At 60.7% G+C, this 10916-nt stretch carries 8 protein-coding genes; 3 read left to right on the forward strand and 5 right to left on the reverse strand.

What is annotated here, in order from left to right; genetic code table 11:
• From V7D69_RS14040 to V7D69_RS14060, 5 genes are all read right to left on the reverse strand, one after another.
• Positions 1–453: DUF6088 family protein (locus tag V7D69_RS14040; protein WP_333606108.1), on the reverse strand; the 453-nt coding region annotated here is incomplete at its 3' end.
• A 458-nt stretch (positions 454–911) separates the two neighbouring features.
• Positions 912–2243, reverse strand: a complete 1332-nt coding sequence (locus tag V7D69_RS14045) for a carbohydrate porin (protein ID WP_442947066.1) — start codon at positions 2241–2243, stop codon at positions 912–914.
• Positions 2244–2356: 113 nt separating this feature from the next.
• Complete coding sequence (locus V7D69_RS14050; RefSeq protein ID WP_333606109.1) at positions 2357–3646, reverse strand: NRAMP family divalent metal transporter; 1290 nt, start codon at positions 3644–3646, stop codon at positions 2357–2359.
• A 358-nt stretch (positions 3647–4004) separates the two neighbouring features.
• Positions 4005–6395, reverse strand: a complete 2391-nt coding sequence (locus V7D69_RS14055; RefSeq protein ID WP_333606110.1) for a TonB-dependent receptor — start codon at positions 6393–6395, stop codon at positions 4005–4007.
• 77 nt (positions 6396–6472) lie between these two features.
• Positions 6473–7027 (reverse strand): DUF2478 domain-containing protein, encoded by a 555-nt coding sequence (locus V7D69_RS14060; protein ID WP_324064423.1) that lies wholly within the window; start codon positions 7025–7027, stop codon positions 6473–6475.
• A 126-nt stretch (positions 7028–7153) separates the two neighbouring features.
• Here V7D69_RS14060 and V7D69_RS14065 point away from each other — a divergent pair, with 126 nt between their 5' ends.
• From V7D69_RS14065 to V7D69_RS14075, 3 genes are all read left to right on the forward strand, one after another.
• Positions 7154–7693, forward strand: coding sequence for a homogentisate 1,2-dioxygenase (locus V7D69_RS14065; protein ID WP_324064424.1), 540 nt, complete (start codon positions 7154–7156; stop codon positions 7691–7693).
• A gap of 153 nt (positions 7694–7846) precedes the next feature.
• Entirely contained in the window at positions 7847–9346 is a 1500-nt protein-coding gene (locus tag V7D69_RS14070) for a glycerol-3-phosphate dehydrogenase (RefSeq protein ID WP_333606111.1), read from the forward strand.
• Between the two features lie 24 nt (positions 9347–9370).
• Positions 9371–10846 carry a glycerol kinase gene (locus tag V7D69_RS14075; protein WP_324064426.1) on the forward strand — a complete coding sequence of 492 codons (1476 nt, stop codon included), beginning with the start codon at positions 9371–9373 and terminating at the stop codon, positions 10844–10846.
• Positions 10847–10916 lie beyond the last annotated feature (70 nt).

A 10916-nucleotide genomic window follows, 5' to 3' on the forward strand; every position in this document is an offset into this window, starting at 1 on the left:
GCCATCCTGCGGCAACATGTCCTGGAGCCAATGCAGCGCTTGTACGACGCGCATTGCCGGCCGGCCCGCCCAATAGAGCTTGCTGGGTGCGGGCTTCCTGAAATCGATCACGAGATTGCCAAGCTCGAAGGATTTGAGGCGCGCGTCGGTATGCACGACGATGTGCGCGGGCACCACATCGGTTAGCCCAAGGTCATTGGCGGCAGTGATACCATCGATCAGCATGCGGGTCTGGTCGCGCCGCGACAGCGCGTCGATGACGGCGCGGGGATCGGGATTGGTGAGCTTGCCGGTCAGGCTGTTGGCCCTGGGCTTGTCGTAGAGTCCGCGCGTGATGCGACGGATCTGCTTGCCGCGCGCCAGCCGATGGAGCGCTTGGTCGATAGCCTCGCGCGGTCCCAGATCGAGGAAATCGACGGGCGTCCAGGCACCGAAGGGGGCGGCTTGCTCCATCCTATCAAGGATGTGCGTTTTTAGATTTAGTGCATTCCCGCGCATCATCGCTTCGTTTGCCAGAAGTATATATACATTCTTTTGACAATTGGACGCTCCGTTGGGTCCGCTTATCCAACCGCTACCTCGCTTCAGGTGCGTGTCCGCCACCGTTTGTGGACGACTGTGGGGCTGAGTGTGGGGCTGGCAATGGGATATTTATTTTATGCAGCAATATCAATCATATAGAAAATATCCGTAAATCCCTCCCGCTCCGCCATTTCGCCCTTTGGGGGCGTTCATCATTGCTCGAAAATCTCGATAGCTCTTTATGAATGCGATGGTTCTACCGCATGTCTTCAAAGCCGTTCGCAACGGTCTGGAAAGTATGGCCGGTCCGTTGCGCAAATGGTGAGGGTTGCTGAGCTATGGCGGAGGATTGCGGCTGGTGGGAAACAGTTATCCTTCGTCGATGAGGCTCAGAACCCGGCGTGGAAGCGGGCGGCGGCGATGTTGGCGGGGCCTCGGTCGCGATTGTAGCCGGGATTGACGATGTGCTGGTAATCGAGTGTCAGCGCTGCCCAGGCTACTGGGCGCAAGGTATAGTAAGCCTCGAAGATCTGCTCATCACCGGGGCGAGGTAAGCTTCCGTCGCCGACGAGCACGCCCAGTCCTCCGGCAGCCAACCAGCGCTTGTGGGCCGCCGATATGCCGTTATCGACCGCAGCGATGCCGACGGTATCCTGCTTGCGTCCCCATCCTGCCCCTTTGAGCGCGCCGCCAAAAGCCAGGGTATGATCGATGTCCGTGAAGTCATAAGTCTCGATCGCGCCATCGGACGTGCCGGCGCGCACGAACAGGCCAAAGTTGGGGGTGACATCCTGTTCGGCATTCATCGCGATGCCGAGGCGGTCCTGCTTGCGACGAACCGGCGCGAGATCAAGGGGCCGGTCAGTAGTCGAGGAACGCGTCCGCGCGTCATCGAAGCGGGCGAAACGGCCCCGGTTGCGAAACCCGGTCAAGCGGACTGCGCCGTCGCGGCCGCCAATACGGAAGCGTCGTTCGATCTCGACGGCGATTTCGTTCTGTCCGAAATTGCTCCCTAACTTCTCTCCGTTGGGCACCGTAGACAAGTTGAAGAATCCGGCGCGCAAGGTCCACCGCCCCTGATACCACTCGGCAGCAGCGCCATAAGTATAGCCCCAAGCATTGGCGGCATAATCGAAGCTACCGGTATCGATTAGCGACCAGTTGAGAAAATCGGCGCGCGGATCGTGCGCGAACTTATTGGTGTCGAACACGTCGCCGACACTCATCTTGCCCGCGGTGAAGACGATCCGGTTCGCCGTTATCGCGGCGCGCAACTGGTTGATTGCCGCATCGGTTTGCTGGACGCCGCCGCCAAGCGAGATGGTCTGACGGACAAATACGCGCTGCAGTTTGAAGTAAGGATTCATTTTACCGATCTTATAAGCTTCGGCACTGGGAAAACCGGCGACGCCTAGGGTGTTGGACAAGCCGAAGCCCTGATCGATCTCTGGGTTGACCCAGACCTCTCCGCCCTTCCACGGCTGCACGCCCAAGTATAACGTGACGTCGCTGGTGGACTTCGTCTGGTGCGGCGCCAGGCTATTATCACCGATATAAGGGGAAGCAAAACCGCCGACCCCCTGCACAACCGTGGTGGCTTGCCCATGGATGGCGAAAGTCTGGTCAGGCGGTGAAACGTCATCGGCGAGAGCGCGGCAAGGGAGGCAGACCAGCGCCGCAAGGATGGTGAAAACGGCCGTCTGGCGATAGGAATGCTTCACGATGTGCTCCTCCGGGCGCGTTGTCGTACCGGGTTAATGTGAAGGAAATGTCGCACACAATGATGGTCAGCATGGTCCGGAACGAGGGGAGCGTGCGAGGCGTGCGGACTGTTTCAGAACGAGGTCCACGCCATGGCAAGGACCGCGGCCCCCATCAGCGCGGTTGCCAGCCACCCCAGCCAGCGCAGCGGGCCGTTGACGATAAACGGCCCCATGATGTCGCTTCTACTGGAAAGCAGCATCATGATGGCCATGATCGGCACGGCCACTATCCCGTTGATTACTGCGGTCCAGTACAGCGCCTTAATAGGATCGATCGGCGTCAAGTTGACCATCATGCCGATGCCCGTGGCGGCCACGATTGTGCCATAGAATGCCTTGGCCTGCTTCGGCCGTCGGGCCAGGCCGACCGGCCAGTGTAGCGCCTCACCAACAGCATAGGCGGCCGAGCCTGCCAGGACCGGGACGGCCAGCAGGCCGGTTCCGATGATGCCGAGTGCAAAGATCAGAGACGCTTGCGAGCCTGCCAGAGGCCGCAACGCTTCCGCTGCCTGAGCCGAGGTGTGGATATCCATGACCCCCGCCACGTGTAAAGTCGCGGCCGTTGTAAGGACGATCGCCAGCGCCACCAGATTGGACGCCGCCATGCCTCCCATGGTATCGAGTTCGATCCGCTTGAGTTCGGCCAGTCCTTGTTCCGGCGCGCCGTTAAGCGCTATACGCCCCGCAATCTGGTGAATATCCTCGGCCTCCTCCGATGCCTGCCAGAAGAACAGGTATGGGCTGATCGTGGTCCCGAAAACGGCAACGATTGTCGTCAGATAATCTTTGCTCCACGAGAACCTGGGCGCCACCACATGCAGCAACGCGTCACGCCAGAGGACGTGGACCATGAACAACGTGATGACGTAGGCCAGCAACGCCAGCGTGAGCCATCTCAGGATCGCAACATATCGTGAGTAGTTCATGACGACCTGAGTTACCGCACAGAAAGCGGCAAAGATGAGCTCATAGGCGTACGACGGACCGCCCGTCACCAGGCGCGTCGCGTCAGCCATCGCGCCAAGGTCCGCGCCGATATTGATGGTATTGGCCACGAGCAGAGGCAGGACGATGGCTAGCAGCAGCCAACGCGGATAGAACTGTCGAAGCGTACCAGCTATGCCTTGCCCGGTCGTACGCCCGATCCTGGCGCTGATTATCTGGACAGCCGCCATGAAAGGATAAGTTGCGACCAGGGTCCAGCCCAGACCATAGCCGAACTGCGCGCCCGCCTGACTGTAGGTCGCAATGCCACTGGGATCATCGTCCGAGGCGCCGGTGATTAAGCCAGGGCCGAGAATATCGGCTAAACGCAGGCGTTGCCCTGGCGAGGGCTGGGGCACTTCAGGTTCTGAAGACATCACTGTAACGCAGTCTCGTCGTCACCATCCACTCATTCATCATGATATGGCAAATCCCATAAGCAATCCGATCGCTAAAGTGATGCTACAAGCTGCGGTCAAACTTTTTCAATCTCCGAAGGTCGCTTGAGGGTGAATGAACGGAGGTTCCAGAGCGTCCACTGAGATCGGAAATAACCGTTTCGTCGTAGGTTTCTGCACCCGTGCCGGGCCAGCTTTCCTCTACGTGGGCATATGTGGCCTACCTTCCAATATCAGCCAACCGGCCGGCAAATGATGGTTGCGGCCGCAGCCAATAGGATGATGAGGGGCGCTCCACGCCGTCGCTGACGGCATGGAGCTTGGAGTTGAATCTGCTTTATTGATGCAGCCGCAAGGTTGCTCCTATTAGCCGAGGCTCGCTGGGCGTACCGACGATCAGGCCGCTGTTGCCGGCCTGCACCGTCACGTTTTGCATGTAGTCTTTGTCGAACAGGTTGCGCGCAAAAACCGCCAGTTCCCAATGCCGCGTGCGATAGCCGATGCTGGCATTGACCAGCGCGTAACCCTTGATAACGGTATAGGCAGAGCCGGTGGCGTCGCCGGAGATCCTGGTTTTCGCGCTCGCGTCGGCGCGCAGGAACACGTCGCCGTCCAGCGAGCCAAGCGCCATCGGATGGGCGTATTCGCCGCCCACCGATCCCGACCACTTGGGCAAGCCAGCCAGAGCTTTGCCGCTGAGATTGCAGCGCGTCGTGCTGCTTCCGGTCAGCTCGATCGGACACGGACCGTTGGGGTAGCTGGCATATTTACCGTCCGAATAAACACCTGAGGCGCGAAGCGTGAGATAGGACCCGACGCGCGCAGCGGCATCGAACTCGACGCCCTTGACCGTGACCTTGGGGATATTGGCGAGATAGCTGCGCAGCGCGATCACCGCTGCATTGTCTACGACATTGGCCTGGAAATCGGTGACGCGCGTATAATAGGCATCGATGTTGAAGGTGACTCGCTTGTCGAACCAACTGGTCTTGAAGCCGCCTTCCCATGTCGTGTTCTTTTCGGGACGTACGGTGGCGGTGCCCAATATCGGATCACCATTCGCATGACCGGGAACGCCTGAGCCATAGACCGGCAGGCCCGACATGTTGATCCCGCCTGATTTTTCACCCCTCGCGATACTGGCATAGGCCATGACATCGTTGGTCAGATTATAAGTGATGTTTGCCCGGCCCGATGCACTGCCGTCGCCGATATGCGCGGTGTAGAACTGGGTTCGCAGGATCGAGTTCTTGTCGCTAATGAGCGAGGAAGTCAGCCCTGTCGTCAGCCCGCCAAAGGCCCGCACGTCGTACAGCCCGTCCTTCTCCTCGTAAGTGTAACGAATGCCGCCGGTTATCGAGAGGCGAGGCAGCGGGCGCCAGGTAACCTCGCCGAACACGCCGTAGCTGTCGGTGCGGAAATCGGTGGTGCCGTTGGTCTGGTAGCCGTCGAGCAGGTTCGCCGGGCGCCCTGCGGGTAGCAACCAGTAGGTCGCCAGTGGCCCGTAGATGCTGATCGGATGACCAACGATCTTCTGTTGGAAATAATAGAGACCGGCCACATAGTCGATCGATCCGGGCGTGTTGGACGCGATGCGGAACTCTTGGCTGTACTGATCCTGGCGCGAGGGGATGTGCTGCGTCGTCTGGATATGCAGGCCGGTATAGTCGCGGTCGTTCGCCGCGTCCCATTTCCAGAAGCGCCAAGCGCTGACGGAGGTGATGGTGGCGCTGTCGACCGTCCAGTCAGCAATTGCCGACACACCGCCCTCCTGAGTATCGACCCCCAACGGCGCGTCGTTGCTCGTGATGCGATCGTAGGGATTGGTGCTGGGCGGCACATAGGCGCCGCCCGGCGCATTGGCCGCGAGCGCGGCGTATTGCTGGGCTGTTGGTTTCAGCGTCGGTGCAACGCGCACGAAAACCTGCGCGCAGCAGTTGTTCTTGAAGTTGGACCAGTCGCCGATCAGGCGCAGCGAGAAATCGGATGAGGGCCGGAACAGCAATTGCCCGCGGATGGCGTCGTTGTGGACGTTGTTCTGCTTTTCGCCCCGCGCGATATTGTCGATATAACCGTCCTGTCGAGTGATCGATCCGGATAGGCGGAACGCCAGCACGTCACCGATGAGCGGGCCGGTGATCGCGGCCTTGGCCTGGACGAAATTGCGGCTGCCATAGGAAAGCTCCGCATCGGCCCCGAAGTCGAAACTTGGCTTCTTCGTGGTGATGTTGATCGCGCCGGCCGTCGTGTTCTTGCCAAACAAAGTGCCCTGGGGGCCGCGCAACACCTCGATCTGTTCGATGTCGGTGAAGTCAAACGCCGCCGTCGCCGGCCGCGCATGATAGACTTGGTCGACATAGAAGCCGACGCCTGGTTCAAGTCCATCATTGGCCTGGCTAACCGCCACCACGCTCGACCCAAGACCGCGAATGGTGAAGGCGGTATTGCGCGGGTTGGCTGAGGAATAGTTAAGCGTCGGTACGAGCTGGCTGAGCAGGTTGGTATTGACCGTATAGGTCCTATCGAGCGTCTCTGGGCCGACCACGGAGAGCGACACCGGCACGCTCTGCGCGTTTTCGGTTCTGCGGCGTGCGGTGATGACTATGGAGCCCGGTGCCTCTGCCTCCTCGGTCAATGTTGCCGCCGGACCTTCTTCTGCAAAGGCGACAGTCGATGCGCACAGCGTCGAAAGCAGCAAAGCTGCGCGCGTTATCTGAAAGCTATTCATTATTCCCCTTTTTGGTTGCAATTTGATGCGATCGCGCGAACCGAGGCGGGCGACGCCGGTTGGTTGGCGTGGATTTTTCAGCGAACCGCGTGGATTGTGCGCCACCATTGATCGATGGCGGCGTCCTCGGGCGGGAGGAACGTGAAGAACGGGCTGGCAAAGCTCGACCAGGCGGCTTCGTACTTCGGCGACACTGCGGTCAGCACCGGAGCATTATGTTCGACTGCCGACACGAACGCCGAAAGGAGACCCGAGCGGCTCTCGGCCTCCAGCTTCCCGAACTTGTTGAGCACAACGAGGTCACAGCCCCCGGCAATGTGCCGGCTCACGGCCGCGCCCGCCTGGACCGGTCCAGCCGAATCAAGACAGCAGCCGGTTGCACCGGTCCCCAGATCCTGAAACAGCGGAAAGGTTTTGCCGTCCGAGACGCTTTTGAGGCGCGTTGTCTTCCGGATCGCTTCCCTGGGGCCGGCTTGTTGCTCGATGGCACCGACCAATCGACATGAAGTTATCCAGCGTCCGACGAACCGGCGAAGCAGTTCCTGTATGAACTCTCCGGAAGCGCCCTGCAGCGCCGCGATGGGCTGCATCGCCGGATCGGCCCGCTCCCCGTTTTCCTCACGGATATACATGCGCGCTCCCGGTGAATGCGGCTGCCGTCTTTTGCCGAACGAATGGATTTCCCTGACCGCCCGCGTTGTGCGCCGGCGATTCTCTATATATGTAGGAATATAATTCAGATGGAAAGAGATGGTACGATGATGCTTAGAACCCTGGCGGTATCGCTGGCGGGTGCCTTGGTCGCCTCGTCGGCACTGACGCCGGCACCGGCTTCGGCGCAAGTGGGGTTGGCAGCCTGCATTCCGGGTGCTTCCACGCTGCCGGCTGAACTGGCGGGATGGGTGTCGCACCGACCGCTTGCGGCGGCGACACAAGCGAGCCGATTGCGCGAGGCTGGGCTGATGATGGGCGAGGGCGTTGATGCGATGCTCGCTTCTAGTCCCGATGTCCGCTATATCGTTACGCCGGAAAAACCAGGCGGATCAGTAAGCTATGGCGGCCTCTTCACCTTTGCTGTCGAGCAGGCGGGAACTTACCGGGTGGCGCTCGGTGCAGCCGCGTGGATCGATGTTCTCAGGCACGACAAAGCCATCGCATCGATCGCGCATGGGCACGGGCCGGAATGCACCGACATTCGCAAGATGGTCGATTTCCCCCTGACGCCGGGCCGTTATACACTGCAGATCGCTGCAAATGGGGCCGCCGTCCTACCGCTGCTTGTCGTGCGCCTGCCTTGATGGGCATGCGCTCACACTTCCATCAAGAATCAACAAGTCCTTGACCTTGTATTCGCTGGGCCATCACATGTGCAGCGGGGCGTCCCGTTTGCACGCTACGTTCTGTCGTGTATTCGGCGCGACCTGAAATGCCGATCGCAAGGAACATCCGCAGTGGCGGAAGACCTGTTCGACATTGCTGTTATCGGGGGCGGCGTAAACGGTTGCGGGATCGCGCGCGATGCTGCGGGCCGCGGTGCGCGGGTGCTGCTGCTGGAGGCGGACGATCTTGCAAACGGCACGTCTTCCGCGTCGACCAAGCTGATTCACGGCGGTCTGCGTTATCTTGAGCATTACGAGTTCGCGCTGGTCCGCGAGGCGCTGTCCGAGCGGGAACGCCTCTGGGCCATCGCGCCGCACATTATCCGGCCGCTGCGCTTCGTCCTGCCTCATGTGCGGGGGCTGAGATCGCGGTGGCTGCTGAGGTTGGGGCTATTTGTCTACGATCACATCGGCGGCCGCAAGCGGTTGCCACCTGCGGAGGCAGTCGACTTGTCGCTGCACCCAGCCGGTGGTCCGCTCAAGGGCGATCTGAAGCACGCTTTCGTCTATTCAGATTGCTGGGTCGATGATGCGCGTCTGGTGGTGCTTAATGCCCGCTCTGCCGCTGATCTCGGAGCGGAAGTGCGCACGCGCTGCCGGGTCGACCGGCTGGAGCGGGTCGCCGGCCATTGGCGCATCGAGGCGAGCGGCCCCGTATTCCACGCGCGCGCCGTGGTGAATGCGGCCGGCCCTTCGGTGCTCGATGTACTCGGTCGGGCCGGTAAGAGCACTTCCCGCCATATCCGGCTGGTGCGCGGATCGCATATCGTGGTGCCGCGATTGTTCGAACATTCCTTCGCCTATTTCTTCCAGCTGCCAGACGGCCGGATATTCTTCGCGATACCCTATGAACAGGATTTCACCCTGATCGGGACGACCGACCGCGACCATGAGGGTAGCCTTGAGGGCGTCCAAGCAAATCAAGAGGAGATCGCCTATTTGTGCGAGGCGGTGAACCGCTATTTCCGTGCCCCGATCACACCGCAAGATGTGGTCTGGACATATTCCGGCGTTCGACCGCTCATCGATGACGGCTCTGGCAAGCCGGAGGCGGCGACGCGCGGATATCACCTCGAACTATCGCAGAGAGCGGAAGGCGCTCCTCTGTTGTCCGTGTTTGGGGGCAAAATCACGACATATCGCCATCTCGCACAAGAGGCGGTCGACATGCTCGGCACGCGCTTGGATATGCTGTCAATGGCCCACTGGACGGACAAAGCGCCATTGCCCGGCGGCGATTTCCACGCGGACGAGATTGAGGCGTTGATTGCGGGATTGGCGCAGCGATACCCCTTCCTCGAACCGAGCTGGGCGCTGCGGCTGGCGCGCAGCTACGGCACGTCGGCGGCTACTATTCTGGGTGACGCGAAATGCCTGGCCGATTGCGGCGAACATTTTGGGCACGGACTGACTGAGCGCGAGCTATGCTATCTGGTGGAACGGGAGTGGTGCCGCACCACGGAGGACGCTCTTTGGCGTCGGACCAAGCTCGGCTTGCGCATGAACGTGGCGCAAACGAAAAACATCGCGACATATCTTAGTCGGGAGCAGTCGTTGCCATCGGCTTTGTAACGATGACGGACTGAGGGGAGCAAAATGCAGGAACGTTCAATCCTGGTGCTCGACGAAGGCACCACCTCGACCCGAGCGATCCTCTATTCCGTCCGGGGTGAAACGCTGGGCATCTCTCAGCGCGAATTGTTTCAGCACTATCCGTCGCCCGGCTTCGTCGAGCACGACCCAACGGAGATATGGAACAAGACCCTAGCTTGCGCACGCATGATGGTTGAACATGCGGGCGGAGCAGATCGTGTTGCCGCAATCGGCATAGCGAATCAGCGCGAGACGGTGGTGGCTTGGGATCGGAAAACCGGGCTGCCGGTCAGCCGCGCAATCGTCTGGCAGGACCGGCGGACAGCGGAGCGTTGTAGGGACCTGCGCGACACGGGTCATGAAGCGATGATCCAGCAACGCACCGGTCTGGTGCTGGATTCCTATTTCTCTGCGACCAAGATGAGCTGGATCCTCGAGAATGTGCCGGCGGCTCGCGAACTCGGCGACCGGCTCGCTTTTGGGACGGTGGAAAGCTGGCTGGTGTGGAACCTGACTGGCGGGTTGCACATCTCGGATGCCAGCAACGCCAGCCGCACGATGCTGATGCCGCTTGACAGCGATCGTTGGGATGATGAGTTGCTAACGCTTCACGGCGTGCCCAGCGGTAGCTTGCCGGAGATCGTGGATACCGCAGGGAAGTTCGGCCGAACGCGGCCGGACCTGTTTGGCCTGTCCATCCCAATCTGCGGCCTCGCAGGCGATCAGCAGGCAGCCACGATAGGACAAAACTGCCTTGCGCCCGGCGACGTCAAGGCAACGCTCGGCACCGGAGCCTTCGTCCTGGCCAATACTGGCACCAACCCGCCAAGGTCTCGCCACCGCCTTCTCGGCACCGTGCTGGCGCAATTTGGCGGCGAGCGGACTTATGCGCTCGAGGGAGCAATCTTTGTTGCTGGAAGCCTGGTGAAATGGTTGCGCGACGAGCTTGGCCTTGTAGCCTCGGTGGAGGATACCGAAAACTTGGCTCGATCGGTCGCCGACAGCGGAGGAGTTTGCATTCTGCCCGCGTTGTCCGGCTTGGGCGCACCGCATTGGCGCGCAGAGGCGCGCGGCGTGATCGCCGGTCTGACGCAAGGAACGCGGCGCGCGCACATCGTGCGTGCCGCCCTGGAAACGATCGCGCACCAGATGCACGATTTGCAGCGCGCTTATGCAGGCGACGGCTGCACTTGGCAGACGCTTAGGCTCGACGGGGGGATGAGCGCCAACGATTGGATCGCTCAGGACCTTGCCGATGTTCTCGATATCCCGGTTGAACGCCCGCGCGATGTCGAGACGACAGCGCTTGGAGCGGCGATGCTGGCCGCCTTAGGTTCCGGCATTTTCGCTTCGCTGGAAGAAGCTGGATCGATGCGGCCGAATGTGGCGATATTCACACCGCGCATGGATACCGGAAATCGGGAGGCTCGGCTGGCTCTCTGGCATGATCTTCTCGCGCTCAACTCGGTGTCAGTCTAAGCCTTTGTTAGGTGGGATTGAGATATTGAAGCTGGAGTTGCGGTTGGAAGATCAGTTGTAAGTCACAGGC

Origin of the sequence: Novosphingobium sp. (assembly GCF_036733805.1) — a bacterium.
Classification (GTDB): domain Bacteria; phylum Pseudomonadota; class Alphaproteobacteria; order Sphingomonadales; family Sphingomonadaceae; genus Novosphingobium.

Excerpts from the sequence above, each read along its gene's own strand:
- V7D69_RS14050 (WP_333606109.1), bottom strand. The coding sequence starts at position 3,646 with ATGTCTTCAGAACCTGAAGTGCCCCAGCCCTCGCCAGGGCAACGCCTG.
- V7D69_RS14055 (WP_333606110.1), bottom strand. The coding sequence starts at position 6,395 with ATGAATAGCTTTCAGATAACGCGCGCAGCTTTGCTGCTTTCGACGCTG.
- V7D69_RS14060 (WP_324064423.1), bottom strand. The coding sequence starts at position 7,027 with ATGTATATCCGTGAGGAAAACGGGGAGCGGGCCGATCCGGCGATGCAG.
- V7D69_RS14065 (WP_324064424.1), top strand. The coding sequence starts at position 7,154 with ATGATGCTTAGAACCCTGGCGGTATCGCTGGCGGGTGCCTTGGTCGCC.
- V7D69_RS14075 (WP_324064426.1), top strand. The coding sequence starts at position 9,371 with ATGCAGGAACGTTCAATCCTGGTGCTCGACGAAGGCACCACCTCGACC.